Annotated in this window: 15 protein-coding genes; 6 read left to right on the top strand and 9 right to left on the bottom strand. The window is 63.0% G+C overall.

Annotated elements, in window-relative coordinates:
- Positions 1-51 precede the first annotated feature (51 nt).
- Together AB4Y31_RS24860 and AB4Y31_RS24855 are read right to left on the bottom strand one after the other, a co-directional pair.
- Positions 52-1,947, bottom strand: a complete 1,896-nt coding sequence (locus tag AB4Y31_RS24860; RefSeq protein WP_368676309.1) for a filamentous hemagglutinin N-terminal domain-containing protein — start codon at positions 1,945-1,947, stop codon at positions 52-54.
- Positions 1,944-3,776: a ShlB/FhaC/HecB family hemolysin secretion/activation protein gene (locus AB4Y31_RS24855; RefSeq protein WP_368676308.1), complete on the bottom strand. Its 1,833-nt coding sequence runs from the start codon at positions 3,774-3,776 to the stop codon at positions 1,944-1,946. The genes AB4Y31_RS24860 and AB4Y31_RS24855 overlap by 4 nt, the downstream gene beginning before the upstream one ends.
- Before the next feature lie 821 nt (positions 3,777-4,597).
- Between AB4Y31_RS24855 and AB4Y31_RS24850 the strand changes: the two genes are divergently transcribed.
- The 3 genes from AB4Y31_RS24850 to AB4Y31_RS24840 all read left to right on the top strand — a co-directional run bounded on the left by AB4Y31_RS24850 (position 4,598) and on the right by AB4Y31_RS24840 (position 6,454).
- Complete coding sequence (locus AB4Y31_RS24850; protein WP_368676307.1) at positions 4,598-5,371, top strand: ABC transporter substrate-binding protein; 774 nt, start codon at positions 4,598-4,600, stop codon at positions 5,369-5,371.
- Positions 5,372-5,617: 246 nt separating this feature from the next.
- Positions 5,618-5,872, top strand: a complete 255-nt coding sequence (locus tag AB4Y31_RS24845) for a DUF2866 domain-containing protein (protein ID WP_368676306.1) — start codon at positions 5,618-5,620, stop codon at positions 5,870-5,872.
- A 153-nt stretch (positions 5,873-6,025) separates the two neighbouring features.
- A complete protein-coding gene (locus AB4Y31_RS24840; RefSeq protein WP_368676305.1) occupies positions 6,026-6,454 on the top strand; it encodes a DUF6232 family protein in 429 nt (142 codons plus the stop codon).
- A gap of 33 nt (positions 6,455-6,487) precedes the next feature.
- Here AB4Y31_RS24840 and AB4Y31_RS24835 read toward each other — a convergent pair whose 3' ends face one another.
- Positions 6,488-8,941 carry a glycogen/starch/alpha-glucan phosphorylase gene (locus AB4Y31_RS24835; protein WP_368676304.1) on the bottom strand — a complete coding sequence of 818 codons (2,454 nt, stop codon included), beginning with the start codon at positions 8,939-8,941 and terminating at the stop codon, positions 6,488-6,490.
- Between the two features lie 238 nt (positions 8,942-9,179).
- Between AB4Y31_RS24835 and AB4Y31_RS24830 the strand changes: the two genes are divergently transcribed.
- Positions 9,180-9,407 carry a hypothetical protein gene (locus AB4Y31_RS24830; protein WP_368676587.1) on the top strand — a complete coding sequence of 76 codons (228 nt, stop codon included), beginning with the start codon at positions 9,180-9,182 and terminating at the stop codon, positions 9,405-9,407.
- A 30-nt stretch (positions 9,408-9,437) separates the two neighbouring features.
- Here AB4Y31_RS24830 and AB4Y31_RS24825 read toward each other — a convergent pair whose 3' ends face one another.
- From AB4Y31_RS24825 to AB4Y31_RS24800, 6 genes are all read right to left on the bottom strand, one after another.
- On the bottom strand, positions 9,438-10,157 hold the full coding sequence (locus tag AB4Y31_RS24825; protein ID WP_368676303.1) for a murein hydrolase activator EnvC: 720 nt from the start codon (positions 10,155-10,157) through the stop codon (positions 9,438-9,440).
- A 229-nt stretch (positions 10,158-10,386) separates the two neighbouring features.
- Positions 10,387-10,728, bottom strand: coding sequence for a DUF4148 domain-containing protein (locus tag AB4Y31_RS24820; RefSeq protein ID WP_368676302.1), 342 nt, complete (start codon positions 10,726-10,728; stop codon positions 10,387-10,389).
- Positions 10,729-10,924: 196 nt separating this feature from the next.
- Positions 10,925-12,334 carry an NADP-dependent phosphogluconate dehydrogenase gene (gene gndA, locus AB4Y31_RS24815; protein ID WP_368676301.1) on the bottom strand — a complete coding sequence of 470 codons (1,410 nt, stop codon included), beginning with the start codon at positions 12,332-12,334 and terminating at the stop codon, positions 10,925-10,927.
- A gap of 119 nt (positions 12,335-12,453) precedes the next feature.
- Positions 12,454-13,350: an NAD-dependent protein deacetylase gene (locus tag AB4Y31_RS24810; RefSeq protein WP_368676300.1), complete on the bottom strand. Its 897-nt coding sequence runs from the start codon at positions 13,348-13,350 to the stop codon at positions 12,454-12,456.
- Positions 13,351-13,452: 102 nt separating this feature from the next.
- The gene (locus tag AB4Y31_RS24805; RefSeq protein WP_368676299.1) at positions 13,453-14,160 is read right to left on the bottom strand and encodes a type IV pili methyl-accepting chemotaxis transducer N-terminal domain-containing protein; all 708 of its coding nucleotides are present in this window, start codon (positions 14,158-14,160) and stop codon (positions 13,453-13,455) included.
- Between the two features lie 345 nt (positions 14,161-14,505).
- The gene (locus tag AB4Y31_RS24800) at positions 14,506-15,738 is read right to left on the bottom strand and encodes an NAD(P)/FAD-dependent oxidoreductase (protein ID WP_368676298.1); all 1,233 of its coding nucleotides are present in this window, start codon (positions 15,736-15,738) and stop codon (positions 14,506-14,508) included.
- Between the two features lie 429 nt (positions 15,739-16,167).
- Here AB4Y31_RS24800 and AB4Y31_RS24795 point away from each other — a divergent pair, with 429 nt between their 5' ends.
- Both AB4Y31_RS24795 and AB4Y31_RS24790 read left to right on the top strand, forming a co-directional pair.
- The gene (locus tag AB4Y31_RS24795; RefSeq protein WP_368676297.1) at positions 16,168-16,656 is read left to right on the top strand and encodes a (2Fe-2S)-binding protein; all 489 of its coding nucleotides are present in this window, start codon (positions 16,168-16,170) and stop codon (positions 16,654-16,656) included.
- A 13-nt stretch (positions 16,657-16,669) separates the two neighbouring features.
- Positions 16,670-19,057: a xanthine dehydrogenase family protein molybdopterin-binding subunit gene (locus AB4Y31_RS24790; RefSeq protein WP_368676296.1), complete on the top strand. Its 2,388-nt coding sequence runs from the start codon at positions 16,670-16,672 to the stop codon at positions 19,055-19,057.
- Positions 19,058-19,068 lie beyond the last annotated feature (11 nt).

The raw sequence follows: 19,068 nt of genomic DNA, 5'->3' as shown, positions 1-19,068 counted from the left end.
CCGTGACGGTCGCATTCAGTTTCTGCGCGGCGGTAATGCTGCCGCTGTTCGTCAGCGTCGCGGCGTTGATCGTGGTGTTACCGTTCCCGCCGATGACTCCGCCTGTATCAACGCTTGCACCGCGCTAATCGAGCCACCCGTGTTCGATACGCTCGACGCGGTCACGGAGACACCGCCGTTTCCGCCGATCGCCCCGGCGCTGTTGTCCAGTGCTCCGGTGCGAAGCGTCATCAGCCCAGCGCCGGCGTCCGTGATCTGCCCGCCATCGTTCGTCAGGCTGCCGGCTTGAATCGTCGCGCTTTGTCCATCGGTTGCGACGATACCGTTCGTGTTATCGAAGCTGCCCGCCACCGAGAAATTGGTGGCGCCCGTGCCCGTTTGCGCCAGCTTGCCGGCACGGTTCGATACGGACGCCGCGTTCAATCCGATTTGCGAGGCGCTCATCGCTCCGTTGTCGTCGACGATGGCGCCTGCGGCCGTCAATGCAAGTCCACCGCCCGCGCTGAGCGTCGCGCCGCTGTGAACGATGTTGCCGCTATCGCCACCGGCCCCGGTAGCAGCCAGTGAGGCATTGCCGTTGACCAGCGTCTGCGCGCCCGACATATCGAGGCTGCTGCCAGTCAGCGCGAGATTGCCGCCAGCCAGGTTCTGTCCCGTGGCACTGATCGCGCCCGGCGCCGTCAGCGTCAGGCTTCCGGTACCGGTGACATGCCCGTTCGCGTCGATGCCCGCGCCGAGCGCTCCGCTCGAGGCAATCGTCGCACCGCTTATCGTCGTGTTGCCGAACGCGGCGAGCGTGCCACTGTTGCTCACCTGAGCTTGGCTCGCAACGCTTGCGTTTTGCGCTGCGTACGCGCTGCCGCTATTCGACACATCGCCGGCTGCACGAATATCGATGTTGCCGCTCGCGCTCGTGGTGCCGGTCAACGTGACCTTGCCTTGGCTGCTCAGGGCGATGTCGCCGGCCTGGGCCTCGATCGTTCCGGCACTGTTGACACCGACACCCGCCTCCGTGCCGACGAGCATGATCTTGCCCGCATACATCCCACCGAGCTGCCCCACATCGATGGCAACGCCAGGCATGTTCCCATCGGGCGTAAGCGCTTGCGCGCTCAGATCGCCATACTGCACATCGTTGGCACCGGCTATGACGTTGAGCGATTTGTTGGCCCATAGCTTGCCGTTGATCTCGACGCTGCGCGCAATCAGGTCGACCTGATCGACATTGCTGCCATTGAGACCCGCGGTGCCGATCTGGATCTGACCGCCTGTCACGTGGAACGCATCGAGACTGCCGCTCCCTCCGAAGACGGGTGTTCCCGTTGTCAGCACCCCGCGGCTCGTATTGATGAATCCGCAGCCATTGCAGTAGATCCCCGCTGGGTTCGCGATGACGATCTGCGCCTGCGGACCCGCCACCTCGGTATAGCCGAGCAGCTGACTCACGCCGCCGCCCACCACCTGATTCACGACGACGCGAGCGCTTCCCGACGAAAGATAAGGGTTGCCAGTGACGTACCCGCCCTGCTGCGTGAGGACGTTGCCCTGCGAATTGTTGAGAATGAGCCCTTGCGGGCCTACGTTGAATTGCGAGTAGAGGTTATTGGACACGCCCGCGCCGTTCGGCGTCGCGATCTGAACGATAGGCAGCCCGTTGGCCGTCACCCCGACCGCCGGTTTGTTGGCCGCCGGTGCCGTCGGCAATGCGGCCACCTGAGCATGCAGCAACAAGGGCTGCATCCCAAAGACACAGAGTGCGGCAAAGGCGACATGCCGCATCGCCAGCATGTCGACGGTCTGCCACGCATCGCGTACGAGTGCGGCTGCCCTCGAATTGCCGTCCTTGCCCGCGGAGCGTCCGTTACCGACGCTGTTTGCGTTTTCCTGAACGGCCATCCATAGTCCGCGGGCCGCGTTGAAGACGATGCGATAGAGGAGTCTGTTCATAGCTGGAAGCTCACGCTGAAACCCGCGACGGGCCACCGGTTGGGGAAATTGGCGGGCTGGTACAGCGGGCCGCCGAGAAACACGTCGTAGACGACGTTCTTGAATGGACTGCCGCGCAGGCCGATGACGGCACCCGCGAGCCTGCGGCCGACGAGGTTCTGAGCGGATGGGCCGAACACCTCGCCGCCATCGATACCGATGTAGAAAGCCTGCCCCGTCCGAAAAATCGGCACTTCTAAATCGTTGCGAACGTAGAAGCCCTTTTCGGCTTCGAGCATCGTGTTGCCGTCGAAGCCGCGCACCGTATAGCGGCCGCCGATCGCGATGTCCTCGGTCGGATAGAGGAGATTGGGCGAGTTCTGCGCATGGATCGTCGTCTGATAGCGCAACGGGACACGCCCAACCGAGAACGGCACGCTCAACGTCGCGTCGAGGGTTTCTATGTGGTAGTAGTAGGTCGGCGTGCCGGCCCCGACGCCTGGCAGATCGCTTTGCGCACCGTACCAGGGCACGCCCCATCGATAAGAAACGGTGCTGTCCAGTTGTGCGGGACCGAAGTAATGCTTGTGCTCCCAGCCGATTTCAGCGTAGCTGTTGTCGCGATGCTGGATGTCGATCTCCGAACCGTCGACGAATGCTTCGCTGTAGTACTTCCCCGTGCGAAATTCGAGCGTGTTCTTCTGCACCTGATCGCGCTGGAAGAGGTACTCGGCCTTGATATCGAAGGTGTTCGAGAGGCCGCTCGACACAAAATTGGCGAAGGCGCCCGCGATCTGCTGGTGGTAGTGATACTGGCTCGCCGTCGCGGTGAACGTCCAGTTGCCCCACGGAATCGCGTAGTAGGCGCTGGCGCCGTGCGTGCCGTATCGATCGGTATGACCGTTTGCGTCGTGGCTGTAGCTGAGATCGAAGATGTCCGAAAGACCAAGCAGATTGCTCAAGCCGAGATGTACGGTGGCCTGCAACTGCCCGGTGGACTTGAGCCCGCTATCGTCGAGGCTCATTGAAATCGTCCACGGTTTCGTACGCTTGACCGTAATGACGATATCGCTCTCACCCGTCGTTTTGCCGGGGACGATCTGCATGTCGACGTCCTGATTCGGCACGCGCTTCATCTGCTCGAGGCCTTGCTCGAGATCGCGCAGATTGAGCAGCCGCCCGGCATGGGTTGGGAATGCGTTACGCCAGGTACCGTACGTCTTCGGGTCCGCGAAGCGAATCTCGCCGATGACACCGGGAATCAGATCGAGCGTGAGTTTGCCGCCGGAGAGATCCTGCTCGGGAATGAGCACGCGAGTCGTCGTGTAGCCCTTCGCGAGGATCAATGCGGAAAGACGATGGACGATCAGATTGAGTCCCTCACGGCCAACGCATTGGCCGCGGTAACGCTGCAAATGCGACGATGCGAAAAGGAGCGCACCGGGAAAGACCGGGTCCGGCGAGAGCGCGCGGACGCCGGCGGCGCGAACCGGCTCGCTGAGCCCTTCCGGAATCCGCAGCGTCAGTTCCTCGACCTTGAAGCACGGCGACTCTTCGGGCACGCGTCCGTCATCGACCGGCTCGGCACGGTGCTGCGGCTCGAGCTCCACCCTGGGCGCGTTCAATGCGCGCTCGCGCTCGATCGCCTGCTGCTGCGCACGCCGCCGCTGCTCTTGTTCGTCGAGCGTGCTCGTTGCTTGCGCGTGCGACGTGCATGACCAGCTCATTGCGGCAAGCGCGCCGCAGAGCGGCAGGACCGCGCGCAAGCGGGCGCTCCAGGGGACACGCTTTGTTGTCGTCGGCCAACCCGAGAGCCTGTCGATTGCAGGCTTGCTACCTCGTTTTTTCATTCTCTCTATGGCTTCTTCTTATCAGTCGCTCGCCGGCACGATCGAATGCCAATGCGAGCGACGTGCTTCAAGCAAAAGCAAAGCAAAAGCGGGCAACACGGCTGTCAGACTTCACGATGACCAGATGCCGTCGCTCTCAGATAGATCGACAAAGGAAATCCCGCGACGGGTACCGCAGTCGCTTTAAAGCCAAACGATTGCCCGCTCACGCTTCGATAGAAGCGTGAAACAATGCGTTGGGACCGATCTATGCGGCCCGCTTGGAGCGGGTATCCAACGAAGGCAAATGCGAAGCTTCGGTATCGCCGTCGTCAAACGGCGTTCGAGAAAACCTTGTCGAGAAAGCAGTGCGAAGGCAGCTAGCTCAATCGGCGCGCGCCTGATGCGCCCGAAACTCGATGGAAGGGCAACGTCGTGATTGCTTGAGTGACGTTGTTGCCAATATAGTCAGCATGGTCGACGCCTCTCGTCGTCGACTGCCCAATGACCCCGAATGCTTGTGACATGTTCAGCCCCGGAACTCGAAATTTTTAATCTTGATGAATGGCATCGCCGCAAAAAACGGCGGCGTTTCCCGTCTCTATGTACGGATAGCGGTGCCGATAGTTTCCGACCACACACCTGCCGAATATCGGCATGCCGAAGCCGATCTTTAGAAATTTTTTGTAACAGGAGCCGCCGCGTTCCGCTCTCGGGCACAGTCATCATTTTGACTTGGTATGATGTGCGCCGCGCCGCCGGCCAACGCCGTCGGCCTCAATAACCACGCCCCCCCGCGGCACAACCGTGAGGGGTTCGACGAACCGCTTCGAGGAGTCAACGTGAAGAAACTATTTGCCGCAGTAGCCATTGCTGCATTCGCTTGTGCCGGCGCTGCGCAAGCAAAAGAATGGAAGGAGATTCGCATCGGCGTCGACGCAAGCTACGCTCCTTTCGAATCGAAAGCGCCGGACGGCAAGCTCGTCGGCTTCGACATCGACCTCGGCAACGAAATCTGCAAGCGTGTGCACGCGAAATGCGTCTGGGTCGAGAACGACTTCGACGGCTTGATTCCGGGCTTGAAGGCGCGCAAGTTCGACGGCGTGCTGTCGTCCATGACGATTACGCCGGAGCGTGAGCAGCAGATCGCGTTCTCGAAGCCGCTGTTCGACACGCCGACGGCGCTCGTCGCAAAGAAGGGCTCGGGCCTGCTGCCCACGGCCGCTTCGCTCAAGGGCAAGTCGGTCGGCGTCGAGCAAGGCACGACGCAGGAAGCCTACGCGAAGAAGAATTGGGAGCCGGCCGGCGTGAAGGTCGTCCCCTATCAAAACCAGGACCAGGTCTATCAAGACCTGCTGTCGGGCCGGCTCGACGCCGCCTTGCAAGACAAGGTGCAGGCAGACCTCGGCTTTCTGAAGCAATCGCGCGGCGCTGGATTCGCGGAAGCGGGAGAGCCGATCCCGAGCGGCGCAGCCGCCATGGGTATGCGTAAGGAAGACGCGGACCTCAAGGCCGCGGTCGACAAAGCCATCGACGGCATGATGAAGGACGGTACCTACAAGAAGCTCGAGAGCAAGTATTTCGACTTCGACGTGGCGCCGAAGTCCGCTAGCTGATCAACGTGAACGCGCCGCCGCAAGGCGGCGTTTCTCTCGATGAAGGGCTCCGCCATGCGCGGAGCCTTTTCGTTTATCTGTAAGAGTCGCGATGGTCCTCTTAAGTTTGGCTTAATTGTTGGCTGTCACGATGGCAGCCATACCACCCCTGTTGAGCCGCCGGAGCATCGGCGGCATCTTTTTGCCTATGGGTTCTCTCTTTCTCCGGCGTCCTCATCGCGTAGCGACGCGGGAAACGGAAAGGCGATGATCGAAGATACCGTCTTCAAGGATCTGCAGAGCATACTAAAGCGCGACCACGCGCTCCCCGTGCAGAGTTGCCGGGTATCGGCGCCGGTGCAACGCCCCTGGGGCCGTACTTATCGGCTCGTCGAATGGACGATGGCCAATGACGCTCCCTCACACCGTTGCGTGGTGCCGGCTGAACTCAGCGATACGGAAATCGCACGCCACGTCGCTTCTCACGTACCCGGCCGCATCTTTGTCGACGAAGTGCGCTGAAACTCACTCAGTCACGAAGGGCGCCGCCCTCACACGGTCGTTCGACCGAGCCCCTCCAGCCGCGCGCCATTTCGCCTCGCCCAATTTGCTCTGCAAGCGTTCTCTGCTACGCTTGCGAACCTTCATCGTGCAACGCGCACCGATTCCTTTTCGATGGAAAACACGTTCAACGAACGCGGTGTCATGATCACGCGCAACACGCTCAGCGCGGGCGGCCAGGTATTCTCGCTGCGCGAGATCCAAGATGTTCGCGTCGTCGAGACGCGCAAGAACAAGGTATTTCCGCTTGCGATCTCGATCGTCGGCGTCGTTCTCGCGGCCACAGGCACCCCGATCTATCGATCGGGTGCCGCGCTCGCGCTCGGCGTAATGCTCGTCGTCGTCGGCGCGCTGGCCTGGCTTTGGCAGGACGTGATACACCGGCTCGTCGTCAAGACGGCCAACGGCGAGCGAGAGGCTGTCTCGAGCCCGGACCTCGAATTCCTCGCGCGCGTCGAGCAAGCGGTGCGCGGTGCCTTGGCGAATGGGCACGCTGCCTCTGCGCAGCGCTCGCCGTCATCGCGCAAGAATGAATCACACTGACGCCCGAGCCCCGCGCATCGAAGCGCCGCCGCATCACTCCGTTTCGAGCGCCTTCACGCGCCAGATCTCGCGCGCGTATTCGGCAATGGTCCGATCCGACGAGAATTGGCCCATTCCCGCCACGTTCTCGATTGCACTCGCCGTCCATGCACGCGGGTCGCGAAAGCGTGCGTCCACCGCATCCTGCGCGGCCGCGAAGGCCGCGAAGTCGGCCAGCACCATGTAGTGATCGCCCCAATCGACGAGCGTGTGAAAGATGTCGGAAAAGCGATGCGAGTCGCCATCGGAGAAAAAGCCTGTGCGGATCTGGTCGAGGGCCTGGCGCAGTTCGGCATTCTCCTCGTATATCTGGCGGGGCCGGTAGCCTGACGAGCGCATCTCCGTCACTTCATTTGCCGAGAGCCCGAAGATGAACATGTTCTCTCGGCCCACCGCCTCGCAAATCTCGATGTTGGCACCATCCATGGTCCCGACCGTCAGTGCGCCATTCAGCGCGAGCTTCATATTGCCGGTACCCGACGCTTCGGTTCCCGCCATCGAAATCTGCTCGGAAAGATCCGCCGCTGGAATCAGCAGCTCGGCGACGCTCACGCCGTAGTTCGGCACGAAGACAACCTTGAGTCGATCGCCGACGAGCGGATCGTTGTTGACGATCGCGGACACATCGCCGATCAGCTTGATGATCGTCTTCGCCATCTTGTACGCCGACGCGGCTTTCCCCGCGAAGATGACGGCGCGCGGCACCCAGTCGTGATTGGGATTCGCGCGAATGCGGTTGTAGCGGACGATCACATGCAATACGTTCAACAACTGCCGCTTGTACTCGTGAATGCGCTTCACCTGCATATCGAAGAGCGCATCGGGATGGATCGAAGCGCCCATGTCGTGCAACAGCCGGTTCGCGAGCCGGATCTTGCTGCGGCGTTTCGCGGAGCGAAATTCGGCCGCGAACGTGGGATCGTCCTTCAATGCGCGCAGCTTGCCGAGTTCGAAGAGGTCGGTACGCCAACCCATGCCGATATGCGAGTCGATCAGCGACGACAAAGGCCGGCTCGCCTGCGCCAGCCATCGGCGCGGCGTGATGCCGTTCGTCACGTTGGTGAACCGGTCGGGAAACATGCGCGCGAAGTCGCTGAAGAATTCGCGCTCCATCAATTGCGAATGGAGCTTCGATACGCCGTTGACCTTCTGGCTCGTCACGATGGCGAGATGCGCCATCCTCACGCGGCGTTGGCCGAACTCGTCGACGAGCGAGATTCGCCGGATGACGTCGACGTCGTGTCCGAAGCGCTCGCTTGCCTCCTTCAGAAAACCCGCATTGATTTCGAAGATGATCTCGAGGTGCCGCGGAAGCAAGCGCGCGAGCATATCGACGTCCCATGTTTCGAGCGCCTCGGGCATCAGCGTATGGTTCGTGTACGAGAACACTTGCTGAACCATCTTCCACGCGCGGTCCCACGGAACGTGATGAACGTCGACGAGCAGCCGAATCAGCTCGGGAATCGCGAGCACCGGGTGTGTATCGTTGAGATGGACCGCGACTTTCTCGGCGAAGCGACCAAACGTGCTGTGCGTGCGCTGATAGCGGCGAATGAGATCCTGCATCGTCGCGGAGACGAAGAAGTACTCCTGGCGCAAGCGCAGTTCGCGGCCCGCCTGCGTCGAATCGTCGGGGTAGAGCAGCCGCGAAACGTTCTCCGAATGTTCCTTTGCCTCCACGGCGCGACGATAGTCGCCTTGGTTGAACGCGGACAGATCGAGTTCCTCTGTCGCGCGCGCCGACCATAGCCGCAGCGTATTCGTCGCGCTCGTGCCATATCCCGGTATCACCGTGTCGTACGCCATCGCGTTGACGTGCTCGGTCTCGACCCATTCGACCCCACTGTCGCGCTGAATCGTATGACCGCCGAAATGGACGATGTACTGAACCTCCGGACGCGGGAATTCCCAGGAATTGCCGCCACGCAGCCAATAGTCGGGCGTTTCAATCTGCGCGCCATCGACGATTTGCTGGCGGAACATGCCGTAGTCGTAGCGGATGCCATAGCCGAAGCCCGGAATCGCGAGCGTCGCCATCGAGTCGAGGAAACAGGCGGCGAGCCGCCCCAAGCCGCCATTGCCGAGCGCGGCGTCAGGCTCGAGCTCGGCGATGGACGTCAAATCGACGCCGAGGCTCGAAAGGGCTTCGTTCATCTGGTCGTAGATGCCGAGCGCGAGCAGTGCGTTCGTGAACGTCCGGCCGATGAGAAACTCCATCGAAAGGTAGTAGACGCGTTTCACGTCCTGCTCGTACTGCTGGCGCGTCGTCTTCATCCAGCGCGCGACGAGCCTGTCGCGCACGGCCAGCGCCGCCGCATGGAGCCAGTCCTGCGGCCGCGCGGCGACGGCATCCTTGCCGACGCCGTATATCAGACGGTTCGAGATGGAGCGCCGCAACGCATCGGCGGTGCTGTTCAGCTGATCGAACTCGAGATCGACGGCTGTCATGAATCCTCCTGGTTAGCGCAGCGGCACACGCTTTGCTATCGCCCGGGCGGATCGCGAGAAACGCGGGTGCCGCGAAGCGCACAGGTTACGCCTTTTTGCCGCGCCGCGGGACCATCCCATCCGACTTAACGCATCCGTGCCGCGATGGCTGCGTGGGCCTCGGGATTGGCGGATCAATGCGCGCCGCCTACTATGGAAACCGTCGGCAGTCCTAACGGAGTTCGACATGGCCTCGCACGTGACGATGCACTCGGTCCTCGGGATGATGCACGCCCAGGAACTGTTGACCGTTTCGCTGATCCGCGCCCTTCCGCCTGATATGAGGCGGCAAATCGTGGATGAGTTCCAAGCACAGGCGGAACTCGTCGAGTTGCCGCATTTGAGCGCGGACAGCGAGCGCGAGACGATCGAAGCGTACAAGACGCATATCAGGAAGCTGTCGATTCGGCTCGCCTCGCTGCGCTAGCCGCGAGCCCGTTCGCAGCGGTCAGCAGCGCTACCGCGGCAAATAGGCGAGCGGGTCGATCGGCGCGCCCTCGCGGCGAACCTCGAACTCGAGCGTGCTTCGCCCGCTCTTGTCGATGCCCATCGTCGCGAGCGGCTGGCCTTTCCTGACCACATCGCCTTCCTTGACGGAGACGGGGCCGCTCACGGAGTAGCCGGTCACGAGCGCGTCGCTGTGCTTCACGACGATGAGCGACGCGTACTGGTCGCCCTCGGTCGGGCTGCCGATGTAGATGACCTGGCCATCGGCCGCCGCCTTGACGGGTTCGTCGGCCTGCCCGGCGATCGTAATTCCCTTGGCCTTCGCGGTCGACTGCGACCTCAGTATTTGGCCATAAGCAGGCCAAGCCAGGCGAATCGTAGGGGCGCCGGCCACGTTCGCGTTCGCCGCAACGGGCGGAACCACGCGCAACACCTGCCCGGGTGCGAGCGCCGCGTTGAGGGGCAGCCGGTTCCATTCCGCGATGTCCTGCGGCCGTTGGCCGAACCCGGCTGCGACGCTGGCGAGCGTGTCGCCGAGGTTCACTCGGTAGTAGCCGGGCTGTACGCCGGCCTGTTGCGCGTAGGGGCGCGCTTCCGTCGTTGCCGTCGGCCCGTTCAACCACCGGTCCGTCGTCTCGCAGCCGCTCAGGAGCAGAGCGCACAGCGCGAACAACGCCGCGTGCGAGAGCACGCGCTGTCGATAAGCAGGAGTCGAAATTGTTTTCGTCAAGATGGCCCTCGATCGAATGCAATGAAACGAGTGTCTTACATGATGGCGATATCGATTCACGGTTTCGCGGCACGAGGATCGCACATCTTGCCATCCGAGGGCAAAAACGAAACTGGCCCGCGCCCCGTTTGCACGGTGGCAGCGAGCCAGTCTTTCGGAATGCTTACTATCGCGCGCCGCTTCTTTCGATATATTGACTCAGCCGAAAGAACGGTGCGCGTTCGTCCGATCAGCGACCGAAGAAGAGCGGGTGTACGCCGTCGACGTTCGTCGGCCGGCTATCCACGGGCGCCCCCGATTGGACCGAACCGTTCGCGGCGCCGCCGACGCCGGTCGCCTCGGCAACGGGCGCGCCCTGTTGTTGCCCAACGCGCGCTTCAGCCGCTTGAATATCGGCCGGGTAATACGGGTCGGTGCCTACCGCCGGGTTGTAGCCCGCCTGCTCCACGCGGACCAGGTCAGCCTTCACCTGAGCGCGGGTCAAGGGTTGGTTCGATTGGACTTGAGCAAACGACGCGAGCGGCAACGAGAGAGCGGAAGCTGCGGCAACTGCAAAAATGAGCGATTTCATGACATGACCTCCGGTGTTTGTGTTCGCCTCAAACACCTCTTGTTTGAAGCGTTAATCACAGTCTAACGACCGGAGCACCTAGGGAAAACCATTAAATTGATGAAAGAGTGTTTCCCAAAGAGCAATAATCCGGTTGTCTCGTGCTACCGTTGGCTATGAAACCGATCACAATTGACTTTCGCCGATGTTCCCCGCCTCACGCCCAGGTCGCGTGGAAGCTCCCCTCGCGATCGATCCGCTCGAACGTATGCGCACCGAAGAAGTCGCGCTGCGCCTGGATCAGGTTTGCCGGCAGACGCTCAGAACGGTATCCGTCGAAATAGGCGATCGCCGAGGCGAAGGCCGGCACGGGCACGCCGGCCGCGACCGCCGCCGTGACCACTTCGCGCAGCGCCGATTGATAGTTCTCCGAAATATCGCGGAAGTACGGGTCGAGCAGTAAGTTCGCGAGTCCCGGCTCTTTGCCGTACGCGTCGGTGATCTTTTGCAGGAACCGCGCGCGGATGATGCAGCCTGCCCGGAAGATCTTCGCGATTGTTCCGAACTGCAGGTTCCAGTCGTACTCCTCCGAGGCGGCGCGCAGTTGCGCGAAGCCTTGGGCATAGGAAATCACCTTGCTCAGATAGAGCGCGCGCCGCACCGCTTCGACGAACGCGGCGCGATCCCCCGTGAATGCCTTTGGCTGCGGCCCCACGAGCACTTTGCTCGCCGCCACGCGCTGCGTCTTCAGCGACGAAAGCACTCGGGCGAACACGGATTCGGTGATGAGCGGCAGCGGAACGCCGAGGTCGAGCGCGTTCTGGCTCGTCCATTTGCCCGTGCCTTTTTGCGCCGCGCGATCGAGGATCATGTCGACGAGATCTCGTCCGCTTTCCTCGTCGCGTTTGCGGAAGATCTTCGCCGTGATGTCGATCAGATAGCTGTCGAGCTCGCCCTCGTTCCATTCCGCATAGACCTGCCCGAGCTCCGCGTTGGACAAGCCCGCCACCTGCTTCAGCACGGCATAACTTTCGGCGATCAACTGCATATCGCCATACTCGATGCCGTTGTGAACCATCTTGACGAAATGACCCGCGCCGCCTGGGCCCATGTAGGCAACGCAAGGCTCGCCGTCCGGCGCCTTCGCCGCGATCTCCGTGAGAATCGGCGCAACGAGATCGTAGGCGTCGCGCGGGCCGCCAGGCATGATCGAAGGCCCTTTCAGCGCGCCCTCCTCGCCGCCCGAAACGCCGGTGCCGATGAAATGCAGGCCTGATTTCGCGAGTTCCTCGTTGCGCCTGACGGTATCGGTAAAGTGGGTATTGCCGCCGTCGATGAGCACGTCGCCAGGTTCGAGCAGCGGCTTCACCTCCGCGATCGTCGCATCGGTGGGCTCGCCCGCCTTCACCATCAGCAGAATCCGGCGGGGCTTCTCGAGCGAGTCGACGAACTCCTGCAACGAATAGGCGGGCACGAGATTGCGGCCCCGAAATTCGGCCAGCATCTCGTCCGTTCGCGTGCGGCTACGGTTATAGACGGCCACGGCATGGCCGCGGCTTTCGATATTCAGTGCGAGATTGCGGCCCATGACTGCCAGACCGATGACGCCGATAGCTGCTTTGCCCATTGCTGAATTCTCCTAGAAGTGCTGCCGCGACGCGGAGTATCAATCAGATGATTTTCGACGCGGCGCGAGAACGAAAGCCGCCGATGCGGCCGCGCGGGACGACGCAAGCGCCGTCACCACTATGAAAAATGTCCGGCCAGTGCGGCCAATGCATCGCCGCACGGCAGTTCCACTTTGAGCGACAGCAACGAGTCGGCCCGGGTTCGCCCGATGTTCAGCGCGGCGATCGGCGTGCCCGCACGCGACGCCCATAGACAGAAGCGGTAGCCCGAGTAGACCATCAGTGACGAACCGACGACGAGCATCGCATCGGCCGTTTCGAGCGCATGCGATGCGGCGTCCACACGCTCGCGCGGCACGCTCTCACCGAAAAAGACGACGGAAGGCTTCAGAAAGCCGCCGCAATGCGGGCAGGCCGGTACACGAAACGCATCGAGTCCGTCCCATTCGAGGTGCGCATCGCCATCGGCGGAAGGCGCCGCGACAGCGTCGGCGAGCCGTGGGTTCTCGCGCGCAAGTATGTGCTGGATATCGGCGCGCGGATGCTCGACGCCGCAATCGAGACACGCGACCTGGCGAATGCTGCCGTGGAGCTCGATGACGTCCGTGCTGCCGGCGCATTGATGCAGACCGTCGACGTTTTGCGTGACGAGTCGCGCGACGCGGTCCGCCGCGCCGAGCCGAGCGAGCGCCCGATGCGCCTCGTTCGGCTGCGCCCCGGCCAGAAGCGGCCAGCCCACCATGCTGCGAGCCCAGTAGCGGCGCCGCGCGTGCTCGGAATCGAGAAAAGCTTGCAGCTGAATTGGTTGCGCGCGCATCCATTCGCCGTTGGCATCGCGATAGCCAGGAATGCCTGACGCGGTACTCGCGCCAGCGCCCGTCAACACGAAGAGACGTCGGTGCCGCTCCATGAATTCGCGGAGCGCGTCGAGACCGCCCTCGTTCGGGGCAGCCGGTTGGATGGCGAGGGACGGAGACGATGCAAACGACAATGACGAGGCGACGGATTCGCTCATGACACGGGAGGCTACGACGGCGCAACGCGCGACGAGGCGCATTCTACGCCGTTCGTCCCGCGCTTGCCGAGCGCTTGGCCGAGCGTGCCGCGTCTTCGGCGTTCAGCGTGATTGCGGCGCGGCTCGCCGCGCCTCTCTTGCGCCGAGCACGCTCTGGATCATGCCGTCCATCTCCTTGACGATTTCGGCGAGCAACGATGTGACGACCGCGAACTCACGGCCATAAGGGCCGGCGCGGCCCGCGGAAATGCGAGCGTTGATCGCGACGATGTTGGCCTGCATCGAGATGTGACTGAGCCTTTCCGCCAGCTCGGCATTACGTTTCGAAGCGGTCTGCTCGACGCCTCGCATCTCGTTCTGATACGCAAGCGTGATCTGCTGGAGCAGCTCGAGCAGCGGAGTCGCCTGTGCGATCAGTGTATCGACGGCACGATGGCGGTTGCCGGAGGGCGATTGACTGCCTGCCGCTGCGTCGCCGGCTGCAATCGATTCGATCGCCGCACCCGCATCGCCGATGAAACGGCGGATACGCTCGTCCGCCTTGTGCGTGCCGAAATAAAGTGAGCGCAACGCCTCGGAGAAGGCACCCGGCAACCGCGCATTGCCGTCGACCAGGTCCGTGTGCGCCCCGGCGAACGTCGCGACGCTCTCACGTGCAATTGCGAGCGCCGACGCATCGCCTTGGCCGGCAAGCAGGACGTGCAGAACGATGCGCTGCGACAACATGCGCTGGCGCCCCGCGACATTGATCAGCTCGCCGATGATTTGGCCCGAGACGGCATTGTTCTTCTTATCTAGCTGTTCTTTCATATCCGTAACGCTCGACTGGTCGCCCAATCGGCGCGAGATCGATGAAGGACCCCGTTGTCCTTTCGGCCGCGGTCGTCGCCGCGGCAAGCATCGTTTTCGTACCTCCGGCGAAGCCCCCGTTGACCTGGCCGCGGCAAGAGCGACGCAATACCCATGCCACGCATCGGCCGGCATCCACGGCGAGGGTGCCCTTCATGATTCGTGCGATCTTTTCGGACGGGGTCGACCAAACGCCCGTCGCATGAGCGTCGAGAGTCAGTTTGGTGCAAAGAGGCAGGTCGAGCGCACCGTCGAGGGGCCGGCCGGCGGCCAGCCCGGTGCCCCTTTCCGGCGACGGGCGGAGCTTCAGAAGCGATCGACGCGAAACGGAGCGGGATCGACGAAAGGCGCAACACCCGCCATCATCTCGCCGACGAGCCGGCCCGTCACGGGTCCCAGCGTAAAGCCGTGATGCGCATGGCCGAAAGCGAACCAGAGATCCCTGTGATGCGTGGCGGGCCCGATGATCGGCAGCATGTCTCCGGTGCAAGGGCGCTGGCCCATCCACGGCTCTGCATCGACTCTGGGCCCGAGCGGAAAAAGCTCGCGCGCGATCGGCTCGACAGCATCCAGCTGATCCGGCGTTTTCGGCTGATCGAGCAAGGCGAGTTCGGCGCCCGTCGTGAGCCGAATGCCGCGATCCATCGGCGTAATCAAATAGCCCTTCTCCGCGTCGAGCACGGGATAGGTCAGAGGCGCGTCGGGCTGCGGCCGATAATGCATGTGATATCCGCGCTTGATCCCGAGCGATAGGCGATAGCCGAGCCTCGATGCGATGCGCTCGGACCACGGACCGAGCGCGACGACGGCCGAGCGCGCTTCGACTCGACCTTCGTCCGTCTCGACTTGCCATTGTCCGGAAAGCGTATCGGCGTCGCCGATCAGGAAACGGCCCCCTAGCCGCTCGAAGTAGCGCGCGTAAGCGGTGACGAGCGCGTTCGGATTGCCGACCGAATACGTCTGCGTGAACCAGACCCCGCCGACGAGTGAGGCGGCGAGATTGGGCTGCAGCTCGTGGAGCCGAGCCGCGTCGAGCGCCTCGAATTCGACGCCATACTCCTTTTGCCAACGCTCGGCAGTCCTGAATTCCTCGTCGCGCTTCGCCGCCGTCCGGAATGCCTTGATCCAGCCCGTCGGCCGCATGAGCCCGCTCGCGCCCGCCGCGTCGGCCAGCACGCGGTGTTCGCTGACGCAATGGCCGATCAGCGTCGCATAGGAGCGGGCGATCGCCGCGTGGCGCTCGGGATGCGAGTTGCGCCAGTAGCGCAGCAGGAACGACGCGAGCTTCGGCATCGCCGCCGGATGGTAGCGTACGTCGAGCGCCTCGTTGCGCGCGTATTCGAGGAGCTTGCCCAGCTCGCGCGGAAAGGCGTAGGGGTAGACGCCCTCGCGCTGGATCAGCCCCGCATTGCCAAACGAGGTCTCGTTGCCCGGTTGCTTGCGATCGATCAGCGCCACGGCGCACCCGCGCTTTTGCAGATGCGTGGCGATGCAGACGCCGACCATGCCGGCGCCGAGCACGATTGTGTCGAATTTCATGAGATGGCGATGGAAGGTAGGTGCCGACGGCCCCGCTGATGAGACGGGCGGCCATTGTGCAATGCGCAAACGTGCGCGGAGCGGTCGGCTTGTTTTTTCATTCGAGCGAGCATGGAGCTCAGTAGCGAGTCATGGCGAGTGGTCGCAGCAATGATACAGGCTGACACGGTGCGTCCCGCGCGCGATTCGACGATTCCACGATTTGCCGGACGTTCCCCTCGTGAGCCCCAGCCGACGAACGCCAAGCGGAAAACGCAGCGCCTGCCGTCAAATTGTGCTTTACTTGCCGATGCATCTCGAATAACGAAGCACGGCTGGCTAATCGTCAAGATCAGCGGCACGGTCACAGCGACGGTTGGCGGCGCGAGCGGCACCGAGCGCACTCGACTCGACTAGAAGTGCCGGTCTCGATCCCCAAGGAGACGATTCATGGCAATCAGCATCAGCCTGACGGTCAACGGTAAGCCGGTGACCGAGGAAGTCGAACCCTGCACCCTCCTCGTCCATTTCATCCGAGACGGTCTTCGCCTCACCGGCACACATATCGGTTGCGATACGGCGCAATGCGGCGCCTGCACCGTGCATCTGAACGGCCGCGCCGTGAAGGCGTGCAACGTGTTGGCCGTGCAGGCCGACGGCGCCGAGGTCACGACGATAGAAGGCCTCGCGCGAGACGGAGAACTTCATCCGATGCAAGCGGCGTTTCGCGACTGCCACGGACTTCAGTGCGGCTTTTGCACACCGGGCATGGTCATGAGCGCGGCCGCGCTCGCGGCGCAACGGCCCGAGCTGAGCGCGGATGAAGTGCGCCATCAGCTCGAGGGCAATCTTTGTCGCTGCACCGGCTACCACAACATCGTGAAGGCCGTGCTCGAAGGCGCGGCGGCGATGAAGAGCAGCGCGGGACAAGTCCGTTAAGGAGACCTGAACGATGAACGCACCCGAACAGCCAGGCTTGATCGGTGCTTCCGTCAAGCGCAAGGAAGACTATCGGTTCCTCACCGGAAGCGGACAATACACCGACGACGTCGTGCTTCCGCAGCAATCCTATGGCGTGTTTCTGCGCTCGCCGCACGCGCACGCGCGCCTCGGCAACATCGATATCGAGGACGCGAAGCGCTCGCCGGGCGTGATCGCCATCTTCACCGGCGCGGACCTCGCGGCCGAGCGCGTCGGCGGCTTGCCGTGCGGATGGCTCATTCACAGCATCGACGGCACGCCGATGCACGAGCCGCCCCATCCCGTTCTCGCGGTCGACAAGGTGCGCCACGTCGGCGATCCCGTCGCGCTCGTCATTGCCGAGTCGGCGAAAGAGGCCAAGGACGCGGCCGAGCTCATCGAAGTCGAGTACGACGTGCTGCCCGCCGTGACCGACACGGCTCATGCGGCCGATTCGAGCCAGCCGCTCGTGCATGACAGCGTGGCCGGCAATGTCTGCTACACATGGGGCCACGGCGACAAAGCCGCAACCGATGCCGCGTTCGCGAAGGCCGCGCATGTGACGACGCTCGATATCGTCAACAACCGGCTCGTGCCGAATGCGATCGAGCCGCGCGCCGTCAACGCCAGCTACTCGAAGCAGGACGACAGCTACACGGTCTATGTCGCGAATCAGAATCCGCACGTCGAGCGGCTGCTGATGGCGGCGTTCGTGCTGTCGCTGCCTGAATCGAAGCTGCGCATCGTGGCACCCGATGTCGGCGGCGGCTTCGGATCGAAGATCTTCCTCTATGGCGAGGACGTCGCGCTCACCTGGGCGGCTAAACGTGTCGGCCGCCCCGTCAAGTGGACGGCGGAGCGCTCGGAATCGTTCATCTCCGACGCACACGGCCGAGATCATGTGACCAAAGCCGAGCTCGCGCTCGACGGCGACGGCCGGTTCCTCGCCATGCGCGTGCATACGATCGCGAATATGGGCGCGTATCTGTCGACGTTCGCGTCGTCGATACCGACGATCCTCTATGCGACACTGCTCGCCGGCCAATACGCGACGCCCGCGATCTATGCCGAAGTCAAGGCCGTCTTCACGAACACCGTGCCCGTCGATGCCTACCGCGGCGCAGGCCGCCCCGAAGCAACCTATGTCGTCGAACGCCTCGTCGAAACGGCCGCGCGCGAAACCGGTATCGATCCGGCCGAAATCCGCCGCCGCAATTTCATTCGCGAATTCCCTTACACGACGCCCGTGGGCCTCACGTACGACACCGGCGACTACGAAGCCTGCCTCGCCAGGGCGATCGAGCGCGCGGACGTAGCCGGTTTTGCGGCACGCAGGGACGCGTCGAAGCAAAACGGTAAACTGCGCGGCCTCGGTTATTCGTGCTACATCGAGGCGTGCGGCCTCGCGCCTTCGAGGCTCGCCGGCGCGCTGGGCGCACGCGCGGGGCTCTTCGAAGCCGGCGAAGTGCGCGTGCATCCAACGGGGACGGTCACCGTCTTCACCGGCTCGCACAGCCACGGTCAAGGGCACGAGACGACGTTCGCGCAAGTCGTGGCCGACCGGCTCGGCGTATCGATCGAAAACGTCGAGATCGTGCACGGCGACACGGGCCGTATTCCGTTCGGCATGGGCACCTACGGTTCGCGCTCGATCGCCGTCGGCGGCTCCGCGATCATGCGAGCGCTCGACAAGATCGAGGCGAAGGCGAAGAAAATCGCCGCGCATCTGCTCGAAGCATCGGCAAGCGACATCGAGTTCAAGAACGGCGTCTTCCGTGTGGCCGGCACCGATCGCACGAAATCGTTCGCTGATGTCGCGCTCGCCGCCTATGTCCCGCACAACTATCCGCTCGAAGAGCTCGAGCCGGGCCTCGATGAGAATGCGTTCTACGATCCCACCAATTTCACTTATCCGGCGGGCGCCTACATCTGCGAGGTGGAAGTGGATCCGGATACGGGGGAAACACGTATCGATCGATTCACGGCCGTCGACGACTTCGGCAACGTGATCAATCCGATGATCGTCGAGGGCCAGGTGCACGGCGGACTCGGCCAGGGGATCGGGCAGGCACTGCTCGAGCACTGCGAGTACGACAACGATACGGGGCAGTTGCTCTCCGGCTCCTATATGGATTACGCCATGCCGCGCGCATCGGATCTCCCCGACTTCACGGTCGAAACGATGAAGGGCACGCCGTGCACGCACAATCCGCTCGGCGTGAAGGGTTGCGGTGAAGCCGGCGCGATCGGTTCGCCGCCCGCCGTCATCAACGCCATCCTCGATGCGCTCGCGCCGCTCGGCGTCAAGGATATCCAGATGCCGGCCACCCCGCACCGGGTCTGGTCCGCCATCGCCGCGGCACGGCAATCGGCTCACTAAGCGAAGGAGTC

The sequence above is a fragment of the Trinickia sp. EG282A genome, assembly GCF_040965455.1.
Classification (GTDB): domain Bacteria; phylum Pseudomonadota; class Gammaproteobacteria; order Burkholderiales; family Burkholderiaceae; genus Trinickia; species Trinickia symbiotica.
Note: the sequence above shows the minus strand (reverse complement) of the source record. Positions and strands in the feature narration are given on the sequence as shown.

What these genes read in the sequence shown, in the direction of transcription:
- AB4Y31_RS24855 (WP_368676308.1), bottom strand. Translation starts at nt 3,776, where the DNA reads ATGAAAAAACGAGGTAGCAAGCCTGCAATCGACAGGCTCTCGGGTTGG.
- AB4Y31_RS24805 (WP_368676299.1), bottom strand. Translation starts at nt 14,160, where the DNA reads ATGAAAGAACAGCTAGATAAGAAGAACAATGCCGTCTCGGGCCAAATC.
- AB4Y31_RS24820 (WP_368676302.1), bottom strand. Translation starts at nt 10,728, where the DNA reads ATGAAATCGCTCATTTTTGCAGTTGCCGCAGCTTCCGCTCTCTCGTTG.
- AB4Y31_RS24860 (WP_368676309.1), bottom strand. Translation starts at nt 1,947, where the DNA reads ATGAACAGACTCCTCTATCGCATCGTCTTCAACGCGGCCCGCGGACTA.
- AB4Y31_RS24810 (WP_368676300.1), bottom strand. Translation starts at nt 13,350, where the DNA reads ATGAGCGAATCCGTCGCCTCGTCATTGTCGTTTGCATCGTCTCCGTCC.
- gndA (WP_368676301.1), bottom strand. Translation starts at nt 12,334, where the DNA reads ATGGGCAAAGCAGCTATCGGCGTCATCGGTCTGGCAGTCATGGGCCGC.
- AB4Y31_RS24790 (WP_368676296.1), top strand. Translation starts at nt 16,670, where the DNA reads ATGAACGCACCCGAACAGCCAGGCTTGATCGGTGCTTCCGTCAAGCGC.
- AB4Y31_RS24845 (WP_368676306.1), top strand. Translation starts at nt 5,618, where the DNA reads ATGATCGAAGATACCGTCTTCAAGGATCTGCAGAGCATACTAAAGCGC.
- AB4Y31_RS24835 (WP_368676304.1), bottom strand. Translation starts at nt 8,941, where the DNA reads ATGACAGCCGTCGATCTCGAGTTCGATCAGCTGAACAGCACCGCCGAT.
- AB4Y31_RS24800 (WP_368676298.1), bottom strand. Translation starts at nt 15,738, where the DNA reads ATGAAATTCGACACAATCGTGCTCGGCGCCGGCATGGTCGGCGTCTGC.
- AB4Y31_RS24840 (WP_368676305.1), top strand. Translation starts at nt 6,026, where the DNA reads ATGGAAAACACGTTCAACGAACGCGGTGTCATGATCACGCGCAACACG.
- AB4Y31_RS24795 (WP_368676297.1), top strand. Translation starts at nt 16,168, where the DNA reads ATGGCAATCAGCATCAGCCTGACGGTCAACGGTAAGCCGGTGACCGAG.